Origin of the sequence: Actinomycetospora aurantiaca (genome assembly GCF_037401875.1) — a bacterium.
Classification (GTDB): Bacteria; Actinomycetota; Actinomycetes; order Mycobacteriales; family Pseudonocardiaceae; genus Actinomycetospora; species Actinomycetospora aurantiaca.
Genome location: NZ_JBBEGN010000019.1, coordinates 73,718 through 96,990 on the forward strand (window position 1 = coordinate 73,718; position 23,273 = coordinate 96,990).

General features: G+C 74.9%; 21 protein-coding genes. 15 read left to right on the forward strand and 6 right to left on the reverse strand.

From position 1 onward, the window contains the following. Nucleotides 1-30: 30 nt before the first annotated feature. From manB to WCD74_RS25665, 3 genes are read left to right on the forward strand one after another with little or no spacing between them, the layout of a single operon-like run. Nucleotides 31-1,128 (forward strand): mannose-1-phosphate guanylyltransferase, encoded by a 1,098-nt coding sequence (manB, locus tag WCD74_RS25655; protein ID WP_337697740.1) that lies wholly within the window; start codon nucleotides 31-33, stop codon nucleotides 1,126-1,128. After that, complete coding sequence (locus WCD74_RS25660) at nucleotides 1,121-2,053, forward strand: DNA-3-methyladenine glycosylase family protein (protein ID WP_337697741.1); 933 nt, start codon at nucleotides 1,121-1,123, stop codon at nucleotides 2,051-2,053. The genes manB and WCD74_RS25660 overlap by 8 nt, the downstream gene beginning before the upstream one ends. A gap of 4 nt (nucleotides 2,054-2,057) precedes the next feature. After that, nucleotides 2,058-2,564, forward strand: a complete 507-nt coding sequence (locus tag WCD74_RS25665; RefSeq protein ID WP_337697742.1) for a TipAS antibiotic-recognition domain-containing protein — start codon at nucleotides 2,058-2,060, stop codon at nucleotides 2,562-2,564. A 78-nt stretch (nucleotides 2,565-2,642) separates the two neighbouring features. On the opposite strand, the gene WCD74_RS25670 is transcribed toward WCD74_RS25665, so the two are convergent. From WCD74_RS25670 to WCD74_RS25685, 4 genes are read right to left on the reverse strand one after another with little or no spacing between them, the layout of a single operon-like run. Continuing rightward, nucleotides 2,643-3,164, reverse strand: coding sequence for an NUDIX hydrolase (locus WCD74_RS25670; RefSeq protein WP_337697743.1), 522 nt, complete (start codon nucleotides 3,162-3,164; stop codon nucleotides 2,643-2,645). Further along, on the reverse strand, nucleotides 3,161-4,516 hold the full coding sequence (locus tag WCD74_RS25675) for a coenzyme F420-0:L-glutamate ligase (protein WP_337697766.1): 1,356 nt from the start codon (nucleotides 4,514-4,516) through the stop codon (nucleotides 3,161-3,163). The genes WCD74_RS25670 and WCD74_RS25675 overlap by 4 nt, the downstream gene beginning before the upstream one ends. 4 nt (nucleotides 4,517-4,520) lie before the next feature. Continuing rightward, the gene (gene cofD / locus WCD74_RS25680; RefSeq protein WP_337697744.1) at nucleotides 4,521-5,480 is read right to left on the reverse strand and encodes a 2-phospho-L-lactate transferase; all 960 of its coding nucleotides are present in this window, start codon (nucleotides 5,478-5,480) and stop codon (nucleotides 4,521-4,523) included. A gap of 43 nt (nucleotides 5,481-5,523) precedes the next feature. After that, nucleotides 5,524-6,285, reverse strand: a complete 762-nt coding sequence (locus WCD74_RS25685) for a site-2 protease family protein (RefSeq protein ID WP_337697745.1) — start codon at nucleotides 6,283-6,285, stop codon at nucleotides 5,524-5,526. Between the two features lie 330 nt (nucleotides 6,286-6,615). On the opposite strand from WCD74_RS25685, the gene WCD74_RS25690 reads away from it, so the two are divergent. From WCD74_RS25690 to WCD74_RS25700, 3 genes are all read left to right on the forward strand, one after another. Next, entirely contained in the window at nucleotides 6,616-6,867 is a 252-nt protein-coding gene (locus WCD74_RS25690; protein WP_286054370.1) for a WhiB family transcriptional regulator, read from the forward strand. Between the two features lie 96 nt (nucleotides 6,868-6,963). Then, nucleotides 6,964-10,671: a glycosyltransferase gene (locus WCD74_RS25695; protein ID WP_337697746.1), complete on the forward strand. Its 3,708-nt coding sequence runs from the start codon at nucleotides 6,964-6,966 to the stop codon at nucleotides 10,669-10,671. 37 nt (nucleotides 10,672-10,708) lie between these two features. Continuing rightward, nucleotides 10,709-11,086, forward strand: coding sequence for a VOC family protein (locus tag WCD74_RS25700; protein WP_337697747.1), 378 nt, complete (start codon nucleotides 10,709-10,711; stop codon nucleotides 11,084-11,086). 4 nt (nucleotides 11,087-11,090) lie between these two features. On the opposite strand, the gene WCD74_RS25705 is transcribed toward WCD74_RS25700, so the two are convergent. Next, on the reverse strand, nucleotides 11,091-11,612 hold the full coding sequence (locus WCD74_RS25705; protein WP_373696131.1) for a metallopeptidase family protein: 522 nt from the start codon (nucleotides 11,610-11,612) through the stop codon (nucleotides 11,091-11,093). Nucleotides 11,613-11,806: 194 nt separating this feature from the next. On the opposite strand from WCD74_RS25705, the gene WCD74_RS25710 reads away from it, so the two are divergent. The 6 genes from WCD74_RS25710 to WCD74_RS25735 all read left to right on the forward strand — a co-directional run bounded on the left by WCD74_RS25710 (nucleotide 11,807) and on the right by WCD74_RS25735 (nucleotide 17,981). Then, entirely contained in the window at nucleotides 11,807-12,157 is a 351-nt protein-coding gene (locus tag WCD74_RS25710) for a DUF3499 domain-containing protein (RefSeq protein WP_337697768.1), read from the forward strand. A gap of 73 nt (nucleotides 12,158-12,230) precedes the next feature. Continuing rightward, nucleotides 12,231-13,655, forward strand: coding sequence for a phosphomannomutase/phosphoglucomutase (locus WCD74_RS25715; protein WP_337697748.1), 1,425 nt, complete (start codon nucleotides 12,231-12,233; stop codon nucleotides 13,653-13,655). Further along, nucleotides 13,652-13,885: a Trm112 family protein gene (locus tag WCD74_RS25720; RefSeq protein WP_337697749.1), complete on the forward strand. Its 234-nt coding sequence runs from the start codon at nucleotides 13,652-13,654 to the stop codon at nucleotides 13,883-13,885. Before WCD74_RS25715 ends, WCD74_RS25720 begins: the two co-directional genes overlap by 4 nt. Then, nucleotides 13,882-15,021, forward strand: coding sequence for a hypothetical protein (locus WCD74_RS25725; RefSeq protein ID WP_337697750.1), 1,140 nt, complete (start codon nucleotides 13,882-13,884; stop codon nucleotides 15,019-15,021). The genes WCD74_RS25720 and WCD74_RS25725 overlap by 4 nt, the downstream gene beginning before the upstream one ends. Nucleotides 15,022-15,112: 91 nt before the next feature. Next, nucleotides 15,113-16,321, forward strand: a complete 1,209-nt coding sequence (gene manA / locus WCD74_RS25730) for a mannose-6-phosphate isomerase, class I (protein WP_337697751.1) — start codon at nucleotides 15,113-15,115, stop codon at nucleotides 16,319-16,321. A 121-nt stretch (nucleotides 16,322-16,442) separates the two neighbouring features. After that, nucleotides 16,443-17,981 carry an APC family permease gene (locus WCD74_RS25735; RefSeq protein WP_337697752.1) on the forward strand — a complete coding sequence of 513 codons (1,539 nt, stop codon included), beginning with the start codon at nucleotides 16,443-16,445 and terminating at the stop codon, nucleotides 17,979-17,981. A 49-nt stretch (nucleotides 17,982-18,030) separates the two neighbouring features. Here WCD74_RS25735 and WCD74_RS25740 read toward each other — a convergent pair whose 3' ends face one another. After that, nucleotides 18,031-19,641, reverse strand: coding sequence for a long-chain fatty acid--CoA ligase (locus WCD74_RS25740; RefSeq protein ID WP_337697753.1), 1,611 nt, complete (start codon nucleotides 19,639-19,641; stop codon nucleotides 18,031-18,033). A gap of 468 nt (nucleotides 19,642-20,109) precedes the next feature. Here WCD74_RS25740 and ahcY point away from each other — a divergent pair, with 468 nt between their 5' ends. From ahcY to mtrA, 3 genes are all read left to right on the forward strand, one after another. Continuing rightward, nucleotides 20,110-21,594, forward strand: coding sequence for an adenosylhomocysteinase (gene ahcY / locus WCD74_RS25745; protein WP_337697754.1), 1,485 nt, complete (start codon nucleotides 20,110-20,112; stop codon nucleotides 21,592-21,594). A gap of 273 nt (nucleotides 21,595-21,867) precedes the next feature. Further along, nucleotides 21,868-22,587 (forward strand): dTMP kinase, encoded by a 720-nt coding sequence (locus WCD74_RS25750; protein WP_337697755.1) that lies wholly within the window; start codon nucleotides 21,868-21,870, stop codon nucleotides 22,585-22,587. After that, nucleotides 22,584-23,261, forward strand: a complete 678-nt coding sequence (mtrA, locus tag WCD74_RS25755; RefSeq protein ID WP_337697756.1) for an MtrAB system response regulator MtrA — start codon at nucleotides 22,584-22,586, stop codon at nucleotides 23,259-23,261. The genes WCD74_RS25750 and mtrA overlap by 4 nt, the downstream gene beginning before the upstream one ends. Nucleotides 23,262-23,273 lie beyond the last annotated feature (12 nt).

Genomic DNA, 23,273 nt, shown 5'->3' on the forward strand with positions numbered 1-23,273 from the left:
CAGGACGACAGCGAGCGGGAGGTCACGGACGTGACGACCACGGGGGGAACGGCCGAGGGCACGGCGGCGGTGGTGCTCGTCGGGGGTCAGGGGAGCCGGCTGCGCCCGCTGACCGCCTCGACGCCGAAGCCGATGCTGCCGACCGCGGGGGTGCCGTTCATCGGCCACCTGCTCTCGCGCATCGCGGCCGCGGGCATCCGGCGGGTGGTGCTCGGCACGAGCTACCGCGCGGAGGTCTTCGCGGAGTACCTGGGGGACGGGTCCGCGTTCGGGCTGGACATCGAGTGCGTGCCCGAGCCGGAGCCGCTGGGCACCGGCGGCGGCATCCGCCACGCGGCGGCCGCCCTGGACCGGTCCCACGACGAGGTCATGGTCTTCAACGGCGACATCCTCTCCGGGGTCGACCTCGGTGCGGTCCTGGCCGAGCACCGCACCGCGGGCGCCGACGCGACGCTGCACCTGGTACGCGTGCCCGACCCCACCGCCTTCGGCTGCGTGCCCACCGACGCCACCGGCCGCGTCGAGGCGTTCCTCGAGAAGACCCTCAACCCGCCGACGGACCAGGTCAACGCCGGCTGCTACGTCTTCCGCCGCGAGGTCGTCGACTCCATCCCGGAGGGCCGCCCGGTCAGCGTGGAGCGCGAGACGTTCCCCGGGCTGCTCCGGGCCGGCCGGCGGCTGCAGGGGCACGTGGAGTCGTCCTACTGGCTCGACCTGGGCACCCCGGCCGCGTTCGTGCGCGGCTGCGCGGACCTGGTCCAGGGCATCGCGCCCACCTCGGCGCTGCCCGGGCCCGTGGGCACCGCCCTGCTGCTCACGGGGGCCAAGACCGCGGCCACGGCCTCGGTGTCCGACGGCACCACCCTCGGGCACGACGTCGTGGTCGGCGACGGCTCCCGGATCATCGGCTCGGTGGTCATGGACGGGGCGCGGATCGGCGACAACGTCGTGGTCACCCGCTCGGTGATCGGGCCGCGCGCCGTGATCGGCCACGAGACCGTGGTCAGCGACGCGGTCGTGGGCGACGACGTGACCGTGGGTGCCGGGTGTGAGCTGCGCGACGGGGTCCGGCTGTGGCCCGGTCTCACGATCCCCGACGGCGGTCTGCGATTCTCGGGGAGTGCCTGACGCGGTCCTGACGACGGGAGCCCCACGGACCCGTCGCTGGGCGCCGGACTACGTCCTGGACGTCCCCGCCCTGATCGGCCCGCTGCGGCACGGCCGGGGCGACCCGACGTGCCGCATCGACGAGACGGGCGTGGTGTGGCGGGTGTGCTCGACGCCGGCCGGCCCGGCGACGACCCGGATGCGCCGCGTCGGTGGCGAGATCGTGGCCGACGCGTGGGGCGACGGGGCGGAGTGCGTGCTCGACGGCCTGCCCGCGCTGCTGGGGGCGGACGACGACGACGCCGGGTTCGTCGGCCACCACCCGCTCGTGGCCGACGCCCGCCGCCGGCTGCCCGGGCTGCGGCTGGGGGCGTGCGGCGCCGTGTGGGACCAGCTGTTCGCCGCGATCCTCGAGCAGAAGGTGACCGGCACGGAGGCGCACCGCTCGTGGCGGGAGCTGTGCTGGCGGTTCGGGGACACCCCGCCGGGCCCGGCCCCGCGGGGCATGCGCGTCCCGCCGACGCCCCGGCAGACGAAGGCGATCCCGGACTGGGAGTGGCACAAGGCCGGCGTCGACCAGTCCCGCCGCCGGGCGATCCTCGCGGCGGCCACGGTCGCGCACCGGCTGGAGAAGGCCGTCGAGCTGCGCGGGGTCGAGGGCCGCACGCTGCTGCGCAAGGTGCCGGGCATCGGGGTGTGGACCGCCGCGGAGGTCGCCCAGCGGGCCTGGGGCGACCCGGACGCCGTCTCGATCGGCGACTTCCACATCCCCACGACCGTCGGGTACGCCCTCGTGGGCCGCAAGCTCGACGACGCCGGGATGATGGAGGTCCTCGCCTGCTACGCCCCGCAGCGCCAGCGCGCCGTGCGCTACATCGAGGCGTCGGGGTTCAAGCGACCGCGGTTCGGCCCTCGCTACTCGCCGCGCGACTTCCGGGAGTACTGAGCCCGTGCCCGAGGAGTTCAGCGCCGCGGAGGTGGCGCGGGCGGGCGGGCTGCCGCTCGCCGAGGTGCGCCCGGGCCTCTGGTCGCACGACGACGTCGTCGAGCTGCAGCGCCGGCTGCTCGGTCGCGAGCTCGGACGTCCCGACGACGGGTCGGTGGACCCGGCGCAGCTGCTGGGCGCCCTCGAGGCGGCGCGCGACCGGCTGGACCGGCAGATCGCGGCGGTCCGCGGGACGCTCGACGGCACGGCCCGGACCCCCGCGGAGGTCCTCGACGGGTTCGGCGGGTCCGTGGTGCACGACAGGGAGTTCATGGAGGCGCTCGACGACCTCGCCCTGGCGTGGGCCCGCCTGTGGACGGCAGGGGAGGCGGTCGACTCGCCCGCGGCCCGGGCGGTCGCCGCGGAGCACCGCGGGCTCGTCGGGCCGGGCGTGGACGAGGCCCTGGGCGCGGTCCTCGACCGGCACGCCCTCGGGGTCGCCGCCTACGCGCGGGACGCGCTCGCCGTCTGAGCCACCCCGGTGTCAGCAATGGTCCATGGCTGACACCTGACATCAGAACGGCGCCACTCGCGCATCCGCGGGCGCACGTCAGCCCAGCGCCCGCCCGAACGCCACGTCGTCGGGGAGCTCGGCGAGCGGCCACCACCGCAGGTCCGCGGACTCGTCGCTGCGCACCGCGACGGCACCCTCCGGCGCCCGGACCAGGTAGCGCACGTCGAGGTGGCGGGTCGGCACGCCCAGCGAGCACGTCACCGGGTGGACGTCGAGGTGCACCGGGGCGTCGGAGATCGTCAGGCCGCCGATCCCGGACTCCTCGGTCGCCTCCCGCAGCGCCGCCTCCCGCAGCGTCGGGTCGTCGGCCTCGATGTGCCCGCCGAGCTGCAGCCAGCGGCCCACCCGCGGGTGCAGCGTCAGCAGCGCCCGCTCCCCGGCGGCGTCGACGACCAGCGCGGACGCGGTGAGATGACCGGTCACGCACTCCCGCGCGCACGCGTCGGGACGTGCGGCCAGGTACGCCAGCAGGGCGTGGCGGATCGCGGACTGGTCCGCGTCCGGGGCCTGCCACGCGGACAGCACGGCGACCGCGTCGTCGTGCACGGGGGACGTCACATCTCCACCAGTCGGTCGTCGGGGGTCGGGTCGCCCCGCGGTGCCGGGGGCTCCGCGGGGTGCCCGAGCGCCACGGCGCCGAGCGGTTCCCACGTCGCCGGCAGGTCGAGCGTCGCGCGCACCACGTCGGCCGCGAAGATCGTCGAACCGACCCAGCACGAGCCCAGGTCCTCCGCCGCGAGCGCCACCAGCAGCCCCTGCACCGCCGCGCCACCGGCCACGGTGAACATCGTGTCCTCGCACCCCGCGCGCCGGGCGTCGGGATAGTCGTGGGACCCGCCGTCGGGACCCCGCACGAGGAACGGCAGCACCAGCTCCGGCGCCCGGTACAGCAGGTCCCCGCGGGCGAGCCGCTTCTCGACCTGGTCGGCGGTGAACCCGTCGTCCTCCAGGTCGGCCCGCCACGCCACGGCCATGGCCTCGAGCAGGTCCCGACGACGGGCCGGGTCGCGCACCCAGACGAACCGCACCGGCCGGGAGTGGTGCGGCGCGGGCGCGGTGAGTCCCGCGGCCACCGCCCGGCGCACGGCCTCCGGGTCGACGGGGTCGTCGGTGAACGCGCGCACCGAGCGCCGCGCGGGGACCGCGTCCCGCCGGCCCCGCGCGAGCGCCTCGGCGGTGCCGAGCCAGAACAGGTCCTCCTCGACGGGCCGCACCAGTCCGCCCGCGGTCGGGCCCTCGCCGCGCAGCGCGGCCAGGCCGCGCACCACCGCGACCGGCACCCCGCCGAGCTTGCCCTTCACGAGGTCGGCCGCGGCCGCGACCTCGTCGGCGACGGCGACCTCGGTGACCAGCAGCTCGTTGCCCTGGCCGTCGACCGCGCCGCCGTAGCCGTGCAGCGCGACCAGCCCGGCGGACCCGATCGCGGCGTCGGTCTGCCCGAGCCGCCAGCAGCGGCCCATCGTGTCGGTGACGACGACCGCGACCTCCACCCCGAGACCGGCGGCGAGGTCCGCCCGGAGCCGGGCCGCGGACCCGTCCGGGTCGACCGGGAGCAGCGCGACCTCGTCGGTCTCCACATTGGACCCGTCGACGCCCGCCGCGGCCTGGACGATCCCGAGCCGGTTCGTGACGATCTTCGTCCGGCCCTTGGTGGCGAGGACGCGGACGGTCTCGTCGTCGATCAGCCTCCGGCGGGCGGTGTCGCGCTCCTCGGGGTCGCGCGGCACGGTGACCAGGCGGCCCTCGACCTTCGAGAACACCTTCGAGGTCACCACGACGACGTCCCCGTCGGCGACCTGGCCGCGCAGGGCGTCGACGAGGGCGACCGCGAGGTCGTCGCCGGGGCGGAACTCGGGCAGCCCCGGTACGCCCCAGGCCGTGATCCCGCCCGGCGCGGCGTGGTCGGGCACGGGCTCAGACACGCAGCCCCACCAGGTCGACCGCCTCGCGGACCATGGCCGCCGTCGTCGCCGGGTCGCTCATGAGCAGCGGGACGGACCGGACGGCGACCCCGGGCACGTCCGCGGTGTCGTCGGTGTGCACGAGCCAGCCGTCGAGCAGCCCGCCGGTCGCACGGGCGCCGTAGTGCCGTCCGACGCCCTCGGCGGAGACCTCCACCCCGATCGCGTCCAGGCAGGGCTCGGCCATCCCGCGCACCGCGTGCCCCCCGATGATCGGGCTGATCCCGACGACGGGGGCGGGCGCGGCGGCGAGCGCGGCGCGCAGGCCGGGGACGTCGACGATCCTGCCGACGCTGACGACCGGGTTGGACGGCGCGATCAGCACGAGGTCGGCGTCCGCGATCGCGGCGAGGGCGGCGGGGCAGGCGGTCGCCTGGTCGCGCCCGACGGAGGCGAACCCGTGGGCGCGCGGCACCGCCCGGTGCCGGACCCACCACTCCTGGAAGTGCACCGCGCGGCGCTCGCCGGAGACGGGGTCGTCGATGACGACGTGCGTCTCGATGCGGTCGTCGCTCGCCGGGATCAGCGCCACCCCGGGCTGCCAGCGGCGGCACAGGGCCTCGGTGACCTGCGAGAGCGGGTAGCCGGCGCGCAGCATGCGGGTGCGGACGAGGTGGGTGGCCACGTCGCGGTCGCCCAGCCCGAACCACGTCGGGTCGGCCCCGTAGGCCTCCAGTTCCGCCTTGACCGACCACGTCTCGTCGGCGCGGCCCCACCCCTTCGCGGCGTCGATGCCGCCGCCGAGGGTGTACATGCAGGTGTCGAGGTCCGGGCACACGCGCAGGCCGTGCAGCCAGATGTCGTCGCCGACGTTGACGACCGCGCGCACCTCGTCGTCGTCACCGAGCGCCGCGAGCACCCCCTGCAGGAACCGCGCGCCGCCGACGCCCCCGACCAGAACCGTGACCTTCACACGACGATCGTGCCCCCGGGCGCCGGCAGGCGCCCGGACGGGGTCACCGTTGCCAGAAGAAGAAGATCGCGCGGCCTGCCTCGGCCAGCGAGGCGTCGCCGCCGGTGGCGGAGTAGACGAACGACGCCAGGTCGAACAGGGCCTCCGCGGCCGGCCGGAAGAAGATCAGCACGACGAACAGCACCAGCGGCGCGTACGGCGTGAACGGGGCGACCCGCGCCCGGGTGCGCTCCGAGAGGTACGGGTCGAGGACGCCCCACCCGTCGAGCCCCGGGATCGGCAGGACGTTCAGCACGAACGCGAGCACCTGGATCAGGGCCAGGAACGACAGGCCGGCGGCCAGGTAGACCGGGACGAACGGCACCAGCAGGGCCAGCAGCGCCGCCAGCACGAGGTTGACCAGCGGCCCGGCGAGCGAGACCAGGCTCATCGCCCACCGGGCGCGCAGCGTCCCGCGCGCGATGTAGACCGCGCCGCCGGGCAGCGGGATGCCGCCGATCAGCAGGAACAGGACCGGCAGCACGAAGGTCAGCCCGGGGTTGGCGTACTTGGTGATGTCCAGGGTGAGGTACCCGCGGGCCTTGACCCAGGGGTCGCCGCAGCGGTGGGCGGTCAGGGCGTGGGCGAACTCGTGCAGGCACAGCGAGACGCACCACCCGGCGAGGATGATGATCACCACGCCCGCCGTGATCGCGATCCCGGAGTCGATCAGCGTCAGCACGGACCCCGCGACGGTCGCGGCGAGGAGACCCAGGAAGATGGGGCTGGTCCGGGTGAGGCTCCGACCGGAGCGCAGGCTGGCCACGGGCCCGAGTGTCCCAGGTCGCGGGGTCCGATGCGGCCACGCTGCGTCGATGGACGTCGGAAACACGTTCACCGCACGTGACGACCGTCCGTCGCGACATGCGGCCGCCCGTGGGACCCGACTTGACCCACATGGAACGACACCGATGTAATTCCCTGCGACGTACACGCCGGCGCGGGGCCGGCGCTCCGCCAGCTGGGGAGTGCTAGCGGTGAGGGAGGCCGTGTGAACGGTGCGGAGAGCGGGTCGGTGGTGCTGGGCAGCGTGAACTTCGGCGGGACGGGCGGCGTGAGCGGGGCGGTGGCGGGGTCGGGACGACCTCGCGACGTCCTGGGGGAGCTGTTCGCCGTCGCGGGCGAGGACGAGCAGGAGTGGCAGGAACGCGCTCTCTGCGCGCAGACGGACCCGGAGGCGTTCTTCCCCGAGAAGGGCGGGTCGACCCGGGAGGCCAAGCAGATCTGCAACAGCTGCGAGGTCCGTGCCGAGTGCCTCGAGTACGCGCTGGGGCACGACGAGCGGTTCGGGATCTGGGGTGGGCTCTCCGAGCGGGAGCGCCGCCGCCTGAAGCGCCGGGTCGTCTGACGACCCTCTCCGACGGGGCCGTCGGACCTCCCTTCTAGTCTCGGACACCGCCCGGTGGGGACCGGGCGGTGCGGCCGAGACGGCGGGAGGTGCGCGGTGGCCCCCACGGCGCCCGTGCTGGCGGTCCTGGTCTGCCACGACGGCGAGGCCTGGCTGCCGGAGGCCCTCGGTGCCCTCGGCCGCCTCACGGTGGGCCCGCGCCGCGTCGTCGCCGTCGACACCGGCTCGCGGGACTCCACGGCCGATCTGCTGCGCTCCTCCAACCGCGTCGACGTCGTCCTGGACCTGCCCCGCGACACCCCGTTCGGCAGCGCGGTCGCGGCGGCCGTCGCGGACGCCGACCGTCGATGGGGCCGTGGTGCGGACCGCGGCTCGGGCGACTGGCTGTGGGTGCTGCACGACGATGCCGCCCCCGAACCGTCCTGCCTGGACGTGCTGCTCTCGGTCGCCGAGGCCTCCCCGGCCGTCGCGATGCTCGGCCCGCTGCAGCTGGACTGGGACGACCCCCGGCTCGTCGTCGAGGCCGGCCTGTCCACCGACGCCTCCGGGCACCGGCAGACCGGCATCGGCTCCGACGAGCTCGACCTCGGGCAGTTCGCGACGAACTCCGAGGTGCTGGCCGTGGGCTCGGCAGGCGCCCTGGTCCGGCGGCGGGAGTGGGACGCCCTCGGGGGGTACGACTCCGCGTTCGGCCTGCTCCGCGAGGACCTCGACCTCGGCTGGCGGATCAACCGGGCCGGCGGCCTCGTGCTGTGCGTGCCCTCGGCCCGGCTGCACCACGCCCGCGCCGCGACCACCGGCGCGCGTGACCTGGACGCGGCGGGCACCGGCGGCGGGCTGCGCACCACCGACCGCCGCAACGGGATGCTCACGGTCCTCGCGAACGGCTCCGGCCCGGCCTACGCGACGGGCCTGGTCCGGTTGCCGCTGCTCGCGGTCCTGCGCGCCATCGGGTTCCTGCTCCTGCGCCGGCCACGCGCGGCGAACGCCGAGCTGGGCGCGATGGGCCGGCTGGTGGCCGACCTGGCCGACCTCCGGGAGGCCCGCCGGCGGCGCCAGGCCCCCGGCGTCGCGGCCGGCGCCGCCGGCGACGTGCGGGGCCTGCTGACCAGCCGCACGACGCGGCTGCGCAACGCGGTGTCCGGCGGGCTCGCGAGCATCGTCCGCAACCGGGTGCGCGACGACCTCGACCTGGGCCGGCTGCCGGACTGGGCGGACCGCCCCGCGCGCGCCCCGGCCTCCGCCGCGGCCGCCGCCGAGGGCCCCGAGGACGGGGCGCTGCTGGTCGGCCAGGGGGCGCTGCCCGCCGGGGTCACCGCCCCGAAGCGCTCCGCCCGCCGCAAGGCCGGGCTGCGCCGGCCGGGCGGTGAGTCGGTCGCGGTGTCGCTGGCCGGCCCCCCCGTCGGCGGGGACGCGGGCCCGACCGAGCTGATCGGCGGCCCGCGCAGCGGACGGCACCGCAGCGCGACCGACGCCGCCGACCCCGCCGGTCCCGAGGCCGCGACGGCACTCGTCGGCCTCCCCGCCCCGCGGGACCCGCACGGCCCGCCGGTGGCCCCGGAGCCGGATCCGCGCCTCGTCGTCGTCCCGGTCACGCCCGGGCGCGTGCTCCGCGAACTGCTGCTCGCGCCCCCGCTGCTGCTGGTCCTGGCGCTGACGGCGGTGTCGCTGCTGGCCCAGCGCTCGCGGCTCGGGCTCGACCTCGCGGGCGGGCGCCTGCGGGCGCTGCCGGAGCTGGGGCCGCTGTGGAGCGCCTACCTGGCGGAGTGGCACCCCGTGGCCGGGGGGACCGCCGCGCCCGCCTCGGCCGCGCTCGCCGTGATCGGGGTCCTGGGCGGGGTGCTCTGGCCGGTCGCGGGCTCGTCCGGCCCGGCCGTCGCGGTGTCGTTGCTGGTGCTCGGGGCCCTGCCCCTCGCGGGTCTCGCGGCCTACGTGGCCACCCGCCCGATCCGGGTCGGCCGGGTCCTGCGTGCCCTCGCGGCCGCGGTCTACGCGCTGCTCGGGATCGCCGGGGCGGCGGTGTCGCAGGGGCGCCTCGACGGCGTGGTCGTGGTCGTGCTGCTGCCGCTGGTGCTCGCCGGGGTGGCGGCCGTGCTGCGGGGGAGCCGGACCGCGTCGGCCGGCGAGGGCGACCGCGGCCGGCGCACGTCCTGGTGGAGCGCCGCCGCGGGGACGTCGCTGCTGCTGGCCGCGGTCTCCGCCTTCGCCCCGCTGGTGCACCTGCTGGTGCTGGTGGTCGTGGTCGTCGGGTTCGTCGTGGTCCCCGCGCCGCTCGGGAGCGCGAAGCGGCGGGCGGTGGCGCTGGCCGCGGTCGTCGTGCTGCCCGTGCTGCTGCTCCTGCCGTGGCCCTCGACGCTGCTGCGCGCCCCGCAGGTCCTGCTGCACGGCACCGGGACCCCCGTCGCCGAGCGGTTCGCGAGCACCCTGGACGTGCTCTCCCTCGACCCCGGCGGGGCCGGTTCGCTGCCCGTCGTCGGGCTGATCGTGCTGGTGGTCGCGGTCGGCGGGGCGCTGCTGGCCCCGCGCCGGAGCATGGTGCCGGGGCTCGCGGTCATGCTCCTCGGGATCGTGGCCGCCGGGATCGTCGGCACCGTGTCGCTGGCACCCCTGTCGGGCGGCGAGCCGCGGCCCGGGTGGACCGGCCCGGCGCTGGCCTTCGCGGCCTGCGGGGCGCTGTGGGCGCTGCTGTCCCTGGTGGCCGAGGCACGCGTGACGCCCCTGGGCACGCTGGTGACCGGGCGGAGCGGCCCGCGCCACCGGCCCGCGCCGCGCCGGCTGGGCGACCCGGCGATCGACCTCGGCCCCGACGGGGTGCTCAGCCGGGTCGGCGGCGGGGCACGGTCCGCCGCGTCGCGCCTCGGGACCACGCTCGGCTCGCGGCTGCGGACGCGGTCCAGCGCGGGGACCGCGGCCGCGGGCTCCGGGCGGGCGCGCGGCGCCGCGGTGCCGGTGGCCGCGGCGGCGGGCGTCGCGCTGGCCGTGTGCGCCGTGCTCGTCGGCCCGGCCGGCCCGCTCACCGCGCGCCCTGCGCCGACGCTGGACCCGGAGCTCGCGGGGCGGCTCGCGTCCTCGGGCGCGACCGTGGCCGACGTCGGGCTCGTGCCGCGTCCCGACGGGGCCGGGTTCGCGCTCGACGCCGACGCCACCCGCCGCGCGGGCGCGGAACTGCCCCGCTACGGCGACGACGACCTGGTGCCGGTCGGCGCCGCCCCGGCCCGCCTGACCCGCGACGTCACCGCGCTGCTCTCCGGCGACCCCGCGACGGTGCAGGCGGGTGCCGCCGAGCTCGCCACCTCCGGGACCGCCGCCGTGGTGCTGCCCGACCGCGGGGTCGCCGAGCGCGCCGTCGGCGCCGGCTCGCCGTTGCTCTCGCCCGCCGCCCCCACCTCCGACGGCCGCCCGGTCCTCACGATCGGGCTGCCGGCCGCCGGGGCGGTCATCCTCGAGCCGCCGGTGTCCGACGACGCGACCGACGCGAAGGCCGCGCCCCGCCGGCCCTCCGGCATCTCGCCGCTGCCCGCGGCCCCGCCGTCGGTGGGGGTGCTGATCTCCCCGGGCGCCGACCGGCGCCTGGTGGTGCTCGCGGCGGAGCGGGAGTCCGGCTGGAACGCCACGGTCGGGGGCGCGCCGGTCGAGATCGTGCCCGCGTGGGGCCACCTCGTGGGGGTGTCGGTCCCGGCCGGGGGCGGTCCGGTGGTGGTCGACCGCGACACCACGCTGCGCGGGCTGCTGCTGCTCCTCCAGCTCGCGCTGGTCCTCTTCACCGTCCTCTCGGCGCTGCCGTCGCGGAAGCGGCTCGACTGAGCCGGGAGTGTCGGGGGTCACCGCTAGCGTGCCCCGCATGATCGATCACTTCGGGCTGCCGGTCGCCGACGTCGACGCCGCCACCGCCCGCTACCTGCAGGTCTTCGCGCCGCTCGGGTTCACCGAGGCGATGCGCATCCCCCACGAGGGGAGCGCCGTCGTCGGGCTGGCGGGCGCCGCCGGGGTGCCGCAGTTCTGGCTCTCCCCGGGCGGCCCGCTCGACCGCGAGCTGCACGTCGCGTTCGCGGCGCCCGACCGTGCGGCGGTCGACGCGGTGCACGAGGCCGCGCTCGCCGCGGGGGTGGAGGTGCTGCACGCCCCCCGGGAGTGGCCGGAGTACCACCCGGGCTACTACGCGGTGTTCCTGCGCGACCCCGACGGGCACAACGTCGAGGCCGTCCACCACGGTTCCTGACCGGTCACGGGTCGGGCTCGTCGTCGATCGTGTCCGGCTCGACGCCGAGGTACTCGGCCACCTGCTCGACGAGCACGTCGTGGAGCAGGTCGGCCAGGTCCTCGCCGTCGAGCGCGCGCGCCTCGAGCGGGCGGCGGTAGAGCACGATCCGGGCCCGCGTGGACGCCCCGCGACGGTCGACCCCCGCGGGCACCAGCCGGGCGAGCGGCACCTCGCCGTCCCCGACGACGCCGTCGTCGTCCGGGTCGGCGGCCGCGACGTCGGGCACGTCGTCCACCGCGACGTCCAGGTCCTCCAGCTCCGCGCCCCACCGGTCCTCGATCGGCTCCAGGGCCTCGAGCACCACGGCGTCGAAGCGCTCCGCGCGGGTGCGCGCGGCCGGGGCGCCCGCCGGGTAGAGCGGCGCCCGCATCCCGCGGCCCCGCCGGTCGCGCCGCCGCGGGGTCCACCCGCCCGCCCGGCCGCCGGTGCGGGCCGTGCCCTGGCCGCCCGCCCGGCCACCGGTGCGGATGCCACCCCTCGCCATGAGCGGCGAGCCTACGCCCCGCCCCGGGCCACCCGCGGGACGTTCGCCCGAGTGCGACACCTCGCAGGATCCGGCGCCGGCGCACCTGCGACACGTCGCACTCGGCGGGGCCGCCTCCGCTGTCACCCGACGCGCCGAGCGTGCCTGCGCGGCGCCGCCGGAGGAGGCGTCTATCGTCTCGGTCCGTGCGAGGAGTGCGGAAGTGCTCACGGACCGGGTGCGGCCGGGCGGCCGTGGCCACGCTGACGTACGTCTACTCCGATTCGACGGCCGTCGTGGGTCCGCTGGCGACCAGTGCGGAGCCGCACTCGTACGACCTCTGCGAGGTGCACGCGCTCCGGCTCACCGCCCCCCGCGGCTGGGAGGTCGTGCGCTACGAGGGCGAGTTCCCGTCCGAGCCGAGCGCGGACGACCTCACGGCCCTCGCCGAGGCCGTCCGGGAGGCCGGACGCGCCGAGCCGCCGACCGAGGCCGTGAGCCTGGGGGCGGTCTCCGGCACGGGCCGCCGCGGCCACCTGCGGGTGCTGCCGGACCCGTCCGCCTGAGCGCCGGGGGCCGCCACCTGATCGGGTGCCTGCCGACCCGCACGTCGTCGGACCCGGCCGATACGCTCGCCGTGTGACCAGTCGAGCAGGCACGGAGTCCGCGCAGGCCGCCCGTTCCCGGGTCGTGAGCCAGGTGATCAAGGCCTACGACGTCCGGGGCCTGGTCGGCGAGCAGCTCGACGCCGCGTTCGTCCGCGACGTCGGGTCCGCCTTCGCGCACCTGCTGATCTCCGAGGGAGACGGCGTCCCCGCGAACGGGGTCGTCGTCGGGCACGACATGCGGGACTCCTCGCCCGAGCTCGCGTCCGCCTTCGCCGAGGGCGTCACCGCGCTCGGGGTGGACGTCGTCGAGATCGGGCTGGCCAGCACCGACATGCTCTACTACGCCTCGGGCACGCTGGACGCGCCGGGCGCGATGTTCACCGCGAGCCACAACCCGGCCACCTACAACGGCATCAAGCTCTGCCGGGCCGGCGCGAGCCCGGTCGGGCAGGACACGGGGCTCGACGAGATCGCCGCGATGCTCGACCGCGGGCCGGGCGAGATCCCCGCCGACGCCGCCACCCCCGGCCGGGTCACGCAGCAGGACATGCTCGCCGGGTACGCCGAGTACCTGCGCGGCCTGGTCGACCTCTCCGGCATCCGGCCGCTGTCGATCGTGGTGGACGCCGGCAACGGGATGGCCGGGTACACCGCCCCCGCGGTGTTCGACCCGCTCCCCGTCGACGTCCACCCGCTCTACTTCGAGCTGGACGGGACGTTCCCGAACCACGAGGCGAACCCGCTGGACCCGGACAACCTGGTGGACCTGCAGCGCGAGGTCTCCAACCTCGGCCACGTCGACGCCGGGTTGGCCTACGACGGCGACGCCGACCGCGTGTTCCTCGTCGACGAGCGGGGCGAGGCGGTGAGCCCCAGCGCGATCACCGCGCTCGTCGCCACCCGCGAGCTCGCCAAGGAGCCCGGTTCGACGATCATCCACAACCTGATCACGTCGCGGGCCGTGCCCGAGATCGTCGGCGAGGCCGGCGGGAGGCCCGTGCGCACCCGCGTCGGGCACTCGTTCATCAAGGCCACGATGGCCCAGACGGGCGCGATCTTCGGCGGGGAGCACTCCGCGCACTACTACTTCCGCGACTTCTTCCGGGCCGACTCCGGCATGCTCGCCGCCCTGCACGTCCTGGCGGCCCTCGGCGAACAGGACAAGCCGCTCTCGGAGCTGATGGCGCAGTACTCGCGCTACGCCGCGTCCGGCGAGGTCAACTCGACGGTGGAGGACCCGCAGGCCAGGATGGCGGAGGTGGAGCAGCTCTACTCCGACCGCGCGGACGTCACCGTCGACACGCTCGACGGGCTGACGGTGACCTTCGAGACCGGCGACTGGTTCAACCTGCGCCCCTCCAACACCGAGCCGCTGCTGCGCCTGAACGTCGAGGCGTCCGACGCCGACGCGGTGGCCGCGCTGCGCGACGAGGTGCTGGCGGTGGTCCGCAAGTGAGCGCCCAGCCGGCGGGCCTCGACCCCGCCCTGCTGGAGATCCTCGCCTGCCCGGCGCCCGATCACGGCGAGCTGCGCCCCGACGCCGACGCCTCCACCCTCACCTGCGCAGCCTGCGGACGGACCTACCCGGTCACCGACGGCATCCCGGTGCTGCTGCTCTCCGAGGCGACGGGCGGGCCGTCCGCTCCCGGTCCCGACGCCGGGTCGGGCGAGACCGCGGGCGGGTGAGCGCGGTGCTCGACGAGGCACTGCTCGACGACACCGGCCGCCTGCTCGACGCCGACCGGGCGGGCGTGCTGCGCGCCGCGGCGACGGCGGGCGCCCAGGTCCGGGCCACGTGGGCGGCGGCGCGCGACGCCGGCATCGGCGTCCTCGGCGGCCTGCGGCCGCGGGCGCTGGTCCTGATCGCCCGACCCGGGGCGGAGCGGGCGGTCGCCGGGATCACGGCCGCGCTGCTCGAACCGACCTGCCCCTGTCCCGTCGTCGTCACCGGCTCCGCGCCGCCGTGGCTGGGGCCGCTCGACGTCGTCGTCGTGTCCCACCGCGGGTCGGAGCGCGACCCGGCGGACGCCGCGATCGCGGAGGCGGTCGACCGGGCCGTGCGGCGCAACGCGCACGTCGTGCTCACCGGCCCGCCCGACGGTCCCGCGGCGGCCGCCGCGGCCGGCCGCGCGATCCAGGTCGCGCCGCGGGTGCCCGTGCTGGACGGGCTCGGCGGCCCGACCGACCTGGCGGCGGCGTACGTGACGGCGCGCGAGCTCGGACTGCTCGACGTCGACGGCGAGGCCCTGGCCGACCGGCTCGACGACGAGGCCGAGCGCAGCGGCCCCCGCCCGGAGGCGTTCGTCGCGCCCGCGAAGGCGCTGGCCCTGCGCGTGGCCGACCACACCCCGCTGCTCTGGGGCACCGACCGCACCGCGACCGCCGTCGCCGGCTACGGCGCGACCGCGCTGGCCGCGCACGCCGGGGTGGTGGCGCACGCCGACGGGCTGGACGCGGCGGTCGGGGTCCCGGCCCTGGCCGCGCGGCTCGACGGCGGCACGGGCGCCGACTCGATCTTCGCCGACCCGTTCGACGACCCCGCGCCCGACGGTCCGCCACCGCGGCTCGTCGTCGTGACCGTGGCCGAGGACGTGCCCACGCGGCGGCTGGCCCAGGACGCCCAGCGGCGCTGGCCGGCCGCGGACACCCTCGAGCTCGACGACCTCGAGCTCGCCGGGCCGGGCCCGGGCCGGGACGCCCTCCGGGCCGGGGTCCTGGCGCTGCGACTGGACCTCGCGGCGCTCTACCTGGGCCTCGCGACCGGTGCGGTCGGCGTCGACCCGGACACCGACCGCGGGACGCTGCCCCCGATCGGGGCCTGAGGAACACACGCCGAGCTCGAGACGACGGGCTCGCGACACCGGGCCCGCGTCGCCGGGCCCACGGCGAGCACGACGGCAGGGGGACACGGCGGTGGAACTGCTCGAGGGGACGGTGCGGCCCTACGCCTGGGGGTCGCGGACACACATCCCGGCGCTGCTCGGCGAGCCGGTCCCGTCCCCGCACCCGCAGGCCGAGCTCTGGTTCGGGGCGCACACGGACGACCCGTCCCGGCTGCCCGGCGGGCGGACCCTGCTGGACGCGATCACCGAGGCGCCGCGGGAGGCGTTCGGCGACGAGCGGGCCGAGCACTGGGGCGGGCGGCTGCCGTTCCTGCTGAAGGTGCTCGCGGCCGAGGAACCGCTCTCGCTGCAGACCCACCCCTCCGCCGAGCAGGCGGTCGCCGGGTTCGCGCGGGAGGAGGCGGCGGGCGTCCCCCGGACGGCGTCCGACCGCAACTACCGCGACGCGCTGCCCAAGCCGGAGATCCTCTGCGCGCTCGAGGAGTTCCACGCGCTCGCCGGCTTCCGCGACGCGCGGGACACCCTGCGGCTGATGCGGGCCCTGGACGTGCCCGGCCTGCGCCACCACACCGAGCTGCTCGCCGCCCAGCCCGACGCCGACGGCCTCCGTGCGGTGTTCACCACCTGGATCACGCTGCCCCAGCGCACCGTGGACCAGATCGTCCCCGAGCTCCTCGACGCGTGCGTCGCCCTGCTCAAGGCCGGTCACGACGAGTTCGACCGCGAGGTCCGCACCCTGCTCGACCTCGGCGAGCGCTACCCCGGCGACGCCGGCGTCCTCGCGGCGCTGCTGCTCAACCGCGTGGTCCTGGCCGAGGGCGAGTGCCTGTTCCAGCCGGCGGGCTCGCCGCACGCGTACCTGTCCGGGTGCGGCGTGGAGCTGATGGCGAACTCGGACAACGTGCTCCGCGCCGGGCTCACCCCGAAGCACGTGGACGTGCCCGAGCTGCTGCGCGTCCTGGACTTCCGCTGCGGCCCGCCCCCGCTGCTGCGTCCGGAGGTCGACGGCCCGCGCTCGGTCTTCCACGCTCCCAGCGAGCACTTCCGGCTCGTCCGCCTGGATCTGCCCGACGGCGCCTCGGCCGGGCTGGGCCTCGACGGTCCCCGGATCGCCGTCGTGATCCGTGGCGAGGTCGAGATCGAGGGCGCCCGGGGAACCCGGACCGTCCCGCGGGGCCGGGCGGTGTGGCTGCCCGCGGACGAGGACTCGGTCCACGTGGCCGCCCTCGGAGGGCCCGCGCTGGTGTTCGCGGCGGGGGACGGCTGGCGACCGGAGTAGCCACCCGCCCGGGTGGTGCAACAGGTGGCTACCAGTCGCCGCGCCGACACGACGCGTGTCGGTGTCGCGCAGTAGGGTCCGCGCCACCGCACACCCATCACACAGGGAGGGGGCCGGGGCCATGGCGACGACCACGCCTTCGCCGCGCACGAACAGCCTGTTCCGCACGAAGTCGGTCGAGCAGTCGATCCGCGACACCGACGAACCCGACAGCAAGCTGCGTCGGGAGCTCGGCGCCCTCGACCTGACGGTCTTCGGCGTCGCGGTCCTCATCGGCGCCGGCATCTTCACCATCACCGCCCGCGTGGCGGGGGACATCACCGGCCCCGCCGTCGCGATCTCGTTCGTCATCGCCGCGATCGCCTGCGGGTTCGCGGGTCTGTGCTACGCCGAGTTCGCCTCGACGGTCCCGGTGGCGGGCAGCGCCTACACGTTCTCCTACGCGACCTTCGGCGAGTTCATCGCCTGGATCATCGGGTGGGACCTCGTCCTCGAGTACGCCCTCGGTGCGGCCGTGGTGTCCACCAGCTGGTCGAGCTACCTGGGCCAGCTGTTCACCGGCGACGGCACCGCGACGACGCTCGAGCTCGGCGGGCTGGCCGTCAACTGGGGCGCGATCCTGATCATCGCGGTCCTCACCGTGGTCCTCGTCCTCGGCATCAAGCTCTCCAGCACGGTGTCCTCGGTGATGACCGCGGTCAAGGTCGGCGTCGTCCTGCTGGTCATCGTGGTGGGGGCGTTCTTCATCCGGGCCGCGAACTACTCGCCGTTCATCCCGCCCGCCGGGGGCGAGCAGGAGAGCGGCAGCGGGGTGAAGTCCTCGCTGCTGTCCCTGATCGCCGGCAGCGACGGCTCGACCTACGGCGTCTACGGCCTGCTCGCCGGTGCCTCGCTGGTGTTCTTCGCGTTCATCGGCTTCGACGCCGTGTCCACCACCGCCGAGGAGACGAAGAACCCGCAGAAGGACCTGCCGCGCGGCATCCTCGGCTCGCTCGCCGTCGTCACCGTCCTCTACGTCGCGACGTCGCTGGTGCTGGTCGGCATGGTGAACTACACCCAGCTGCAGACCGGCCCGGACGGCGACTCCGCGACCCTGTCCACCGCGTTCTCGCTGGTCGGCGCCAACTGGGCCTCGACGGTCATCGAGGTGGGCGCCATCGCCGGTCTGACCACCGTGGTCATGGTGCTCATGCTCGGCCAGAGCCGGGTGTTCTACGCGATGAGCCGCGACGGGCTGCTGCCGCGGAATCTGGCGAGGACGGGGTCCCGCGGTACGCCGGTCACGATCACGATCATCATCGGCGCCCTGTGCGCGGTCCTCGCCGGCTTCTTCCCGGCCGAGGAGCTCGAGTCGATGGTCAACATCGGCACGCTCTTCGCGTTCGTCCTGGTGGCGATCGGCACGTGGGTGCTGCGGGTCAAGCAGCCCGACCTGCCGCGCAGCTTCGTCGTCAAGGGGCTGCCGGTCGTGGCGACCCTCGCGGTGGTCAGCTGCCTGTGGCTGATGATCAACCTGACGGTGGAGACCTGGCTCCGGTTCATCGGGTGGATGGTCCTCGGCGTGATCATCTACTTCGCGTACTCGCGCCGGAACTCCGTGCTCGGCAAGCGCGAGCGCGGCGAGATCGCCGAGAACACGCCCACCGCCGGGCAGCAGTAGCCGCGTCCCGACGGCGGGTCGCGCCGCGACCCGCCGTCGGGACCGGGGATCAACCCTTCTCGGCGGCGAACTTCTCGCGCAGCGTCTTCTTCGAGAACTTCCCGGTCGAGGTCTTCGGGACCTCGTCGATGAACACGACGTCGTCCGGGACCTGCCACTTCGCGACCTTCGTCGCCAGGTAGTCCTTGACCTGCTGGGCGGTGAGGTCGGAACCCTCGCGGATCACCACGCACGCCATCGGGCGCTCCGACCACTTCTCGTCGGGCACCGCGATGACGGCGGCCTCGGCCACCTCGGGCATGCCCATGATCTGGTTCTCCATGTCCACCGAGGAGATCCACTCGCCGCCGGACTTGACCAGGTCCTTGGTGCGGTCGACCAGCCGGACGTAGCCGTGCGGGTCGATGATCGCGACGTCGCCGGTGCGCAGCCAGCCGTCCTCGGTGAACTGCTTCCCGCCGTCCTCGTTCAGGTAGTAGGAGGCGGCGATCCACGGGCCGGCGGCCTGCAGCTCGCCCGAGGCCTCCCCGTCCCACGGCTGGATCTCGCCGGAGTCCGGGTCGGCCAGGCGCAGCTCGACCAGCGGGGTCGCCTGGCCCTGGGTGGCGCGGACGTCGGCGAGCTCGTCCTCGGAGAGGCCGTCGTGGATCGAGCGCAGCATCCCCGTGGTGGCGATCGGGCTGGTCTCGGTCATGCCCCAGGCCTGGGTGATCGGCAGCCCGATCTTCTCCCGCCAGCCCTCGGACAGCGACCGCGGCACGGCCGAGCCGCCGCAGAGCACCATCCGCAGGTGCGGCACCTGGTCGCGCTCGAGCTCGGGCAGCACGCCCATCCAGATCGTGGGGACGCCGGCGGTGACGGTGACGTCGTGGTCGCGCAGCATGCCCGCGATCGCCTTCGGCACCATGTTCGGGCCGGGCATCACCATCGACGCCCCGCAGAACACCGCGGCGTACGGCGTGCCCCAGGCGTTGGCGTGGAACATCGGCACGATCGGCAGCAGGACGTCCCGCTCCACCAGGCCGGCGACGTCGGCGATGAGCACCGCGATCGAGTGCAGCACCGTCGAGCGGTGGGAGTAGACGACGCCCTTCGGGTTGCCGGTGGTGCCGGACGTGTAGCACATGGCCGCGGCGCGGTTCTCGTCCGCGACCTCGAACGTGCCCGCGAACGGCTCCACCGACGCCAGGAGCTCCGCGTGGTCGACGATGCGCTCGTCGGACGGGATCTCGGTGTCGGCGCCGTCGTCGATGACGACGAACTTCCGCACGTTGGGCATCTGGTCCACCAGCGGCCACAGCAGCCCGAGCAGCGCCCGCTCGACGAAGATCACCTCGTCGTCGGCGTGGTTGACGATGTAGGTCAGCTGCTCCGGGAAGAGCCGGATGTTCAGCGTGTGCAGCACCCGGCCGGTGCAGGGCACCGCGAAGTACAGCTCGAGGTGGGTCGGCGTGTTCCAGCAGAACGTGCCGACCCGCGCGTCGGCGGAGACCCCGAGGGCGTCGAGGGCGGCGGCAGTCCGCCGGACGCGCTGGGCCCAGTCGGCGTACGTGCCGGTGGTGACCGTTCCACCCACGCCGATCCCGGTGAGCGTCTTGTGGCCGAACATCTGCTCGGCCCGGTGGAACACGTGGGGCAGGGCGAGGGGCCGGTTCTGCATCTGTCCGAGCACGGGGTGGGCCTTCCTGGGTGATCACGACGGGCGGGCCCGAGCCTACGACCAGGTGTGGCGCCGGTCATAGGCGTCCGGGGCCGGACGCACCGCGGTCCGGCAGTGTGACGCGGGGAACTGTGATCCGGGAGACGATCGGGGACTATCGCGCGTCCACCTGCGGGGACCTTCCGCACCCGGGTGAGGTGGGGGCGGTTCGCCTTGACCGTCCCCACGGCCTGTGTGACGCTTTTTCCACGGCAATCGAACGCACGTGACGTGCGACGGAGCCCTCGAGTGGCGCTGCAACGGACCCTCGCGTCCGCCACGCTCGACGGGTATTCCGCACCGAAGCAAGGGCGCCTCCGACCGCTGGAGGACCGTGCTCACCGTCGTGACGGGCCGCTCGCCGCGCTCGCGTCACCGGTGATCCGGACTCCGGACGGTCGTTCATCCGATCCGAGTGAACGAGGAGTCATGGCAGCAGTAGGGACCACGCACGAGAAGTACGCCGAGAAGAACGGGATCGACTTCGCGGTCGCCGACCTCTCGCAGGCCGACTTCGGTCGCCGCGAGATCCGGCTCGCCGAGCACGAGATGCCCGGCCTGATGGCCCTGCGCCGGGAGTACGCCGAGGCCAAGCCGCTGCACGGCGCGCGCATCTCCGGCTCGCTGCACATGACGATCCAGACCGCGGTGCTCATCGAGACGCTGGTCGAGCTCGGTGCCGAGGTCCGCTGGGCCTCCTGCAACATCTTCTCCACCCAGGACCACGCGGCCGCCGCGGTCGTCGTCGGCCCGCACGGCACGGTCGACGAGCCCAAGGGCATCGCGTGCTTCGCCTGGAAGGGCGAGACGCTGGAGGAGTACTGGTGGTGCGCCGAGCAGATGCTCGCGTGGCGTGACGCCGACACCCGCGGACCGAACATGATCCTGGACGACGGTGGCGACGCCACCATGCTCGTCCACAAGGGCGTCGAGTTCGAGCAGGCCGGCGTCGTCCCGTCGACCTCGGCCGACGACCCCGCCGAGTACGGCGTCGTCCTCGAGACGCTGCGCCGCTCGCTCGCCGAGGACCCGCAGCACTGGACCAAGGTCGCGTCCGGCATCAAGGGCGTCACCGAGGAGACCACGACCGGCGTCCACCGCCTGTACGAGTTCTTCGAGCAGGACAAGCTCCTGTTCCCGGCGATCAACGTCAACGACTCGGTCACGAAGTCGAAGTTCGACAACAAGTACGGCTGCCGCCACTCGCTGGTCGACGGCATCAACCGTGCGGTCGACGTGCTGATCTCCGGCAAGAAGGCCGTCATCTGCGGCTACGGCGACGTCGGCAAGGGCTCGGCCGAGTCGCTCGCCGGCCAGGGCGCCCGCGTGACCATCACCGAGTCGGACCCGATCTGTGCGCTCCAGGCGCTCATGGAGGGCTACGACGTCCAGACCCTCGACAACGTGATCGAGACCGCCGACATCGTCATCACGACGACCGGCAACAAGGACATCGTCACCCTCGACCACATGAAGCGGATGAAGCACCAGGCGATCCTGGGCAACATCGGCCACTTCGACAACGAGATCCAGATGGAGAAGCTGGAGCGCTCCGGCGACGCCCAGCGGCTCAACATCAAGCCGCAGGTCGACGAGTGGCGCTTCTCCGACGGCCACTCGATCATCATCCTGTCCGAGGGCCGGCTGCTGAACCTCGGCAACGCCACGGGGCACCCGAGCTTCGTCATGTCGAACTCGTTCGCCAACCAGACGATCGCGCAGATCGAGATCTTCACCAAGCCCGGTGAGTACCCGATCGGCGTCTACCGGCTGCCGAAGCACCTGGACGAGAAGGTCGCGAAGGTGCACGTCGAGGCGCTGGGCGGCGAGCTGACCAAGCTCTCGAAGGACCAGGCCGAGTACATCGGCGTCGACGTCGAGGGCCCGTACAAGCCGGAGCACTACCGGTACTAGTTGGTCGCGGCAAGCAGGTGCGGCCGTCAGCTCTCCTTCGTCGAGCTGCTGACCGACCTGCGCCGCGCTTCGGTAGGCGCGCCGTGATCTGACCGAAGGGCCCCTCCGCTCGAGTAGATCGAGCGGAGGGGCCCTTCGCTCGTTCGCCGACGGCGGGCCGCCCGGTCGCGAGTGCGACGTGGGGCAGGTCCGGTGGCCGAGGAACCTGCGAGGTGTCGCACTCGCACGGCCCGAGCCCTCGTCACACGGAGCGCCTGGCTAGCGTGGCCGTCCGTGGGTGGTGAGGCAGCGGGCGTGCTGGTGGCGGTCGAGGGGCTCGACGGGGCGGGCAAGGCGACCCTCGTGGCGGCCCTGCGCGACGCCGCGACCCGCCGCGGCGCCACCGTCGCCACGATCGCCTTCCCGCGCTACGACGACGACGTGCACGCCGCGCTGGCCGGGGAGGCGCTCCGCGGGGAGCACGGCGACACCGGGACGTCGGTGCACGCGATGGCGCTGCTCTTCGCCCTGGACCGCCGGGCCGCCCGCGACGAGCTCGCGGCCCGCCGTCGCGACTGCGACGTGGTGCTGGTCGACCGGTACGTCGCCTCGAACGCGGCGTACGGCTCGGCCCGCCGGCACGAGACGATCGGTCCCTTCGCCGCGTGGGTGCACGCGACCGAGATCGACCGGTTCGCCCTGCCCGTCCCGGACGCCCAGGTGCTGGTGCGGGTGCCGCCGGAGATCGCCGCGCAGCGCGTCCGCGACCGCGCCGCGGCCGACGCCCACCGCGACCCGGACGCGTTCGAGGCGGACGCCGAGCTGCAGGGCCGGTGCGCCGCGGTCTACGACGCGCTGGCCCGGGAGCAGTGGTTGGCGCCCTGGTGGGTGACCGACAATCGGCAGACGGGTGAGCAGGCGCTCACCCGTACGGCTGATGACGTGCTGGATGCCGTGCTGGGGGCGGTATCCGCTCCCGGATCGTCGGTGAGAAGTGACAGCATTGAGACATGAGTTCCCGAATCCTCGTCGTGGACGACGACTCCTCGCTCGCCGAGATGCTGACGATCGTCCTCCAGGGCGAGGGTTTCGACACGACCGTGGTCTCGGACGGCGCGGACGCGCTGCCGACGGTCCGGGAGTCGGCGCCCGACCTGGTGCTGCTCGACCTCATGCTCCCCGGCATGAACGGGATCGACGTGTGCCGCGCGATCCGCGCGGAGTCCGGGGTGCCCGTCGTCATGCTGACCGCGAAGACCGACACGGTGGACATCGTGCTGGGGCTCGAGTCGGGGGCGGACGACTACATCGTCAAGCCGTTCAAGCCCAAGGAGCTCGTCGCGCGGATCCGCGCCCGGCTGCGGCAGTTCCCGACCGAGCCGAGCGAGCAGATGCAGATCGGCGACGTCACGATCGACGTCCCGGCCCACCAGGTGCGCCGCGGGTCCAGCCCGATCCCGCTGACGCCGCTGGAGTTCGACCTGCTGGTCGCCCTCGCGCGCAAGCCGCGGCAGGTGTTCACCCGCGAGGTGCTGCTCGAGCAGGTGTGGGGCTACCGGCACGCCGCCGACACGCGGCTGGTCAACGTCCACGTGCAGCGGCTGCGCTCGAAGGTGGAGAAGGACCCGGAGCACCCCGAGGTCGTGCTGACCGTCCGCGGCGTCGGCTACAAGGCCGGACCGCCCTGATCGGCAGGGAAG

Bases quoted from the DNA above. Each gene is read 5' to 3' on its own strand.
- WCD74_RS25700 (WP_337697747.1), top strand. From the start codon at position 10,709: ATGATCGATCACTTCGGGCTGCCGGTCGCCGACGTCGACGCCGCCACC.
- WCD74_RS25705 (WP_373696131.1), bottom strand. From the start codon at position 11,612: ATGGCGAGGGGTGGCATCCGCACCGGTGGCCGGGCGGGCGGCCAGGGC.
- WCD74_RS25735 (WP_337697752.1), top strand. From the start codon at position 16,443: ATGGCGACGACCACGCCTTCGCCGCGCACGAACAGCCTGTTCCGCACG.
- WCD74_RS25740 (WP_337697753.1), bottom strand. From the start codon at position 19,641: ATGCAGAACCGGCCCCTCGCCCTGCCCCACGTGTTCCACCGGGCCGAG.
- ahcY (WP_337697754.1), top strand. From the start codon at position 20,110: ATGGCAGCAGTAGGGACCACGCACGAGAAGTACGCCGAGAAGAACGGG.
- mtrA (WP_337697756.1), top strand. From the start codon at position 22,584: ATGAGTTCCCGAATCCTCGTCGTGGACGACGACTCCTCGCTCGCCGAG.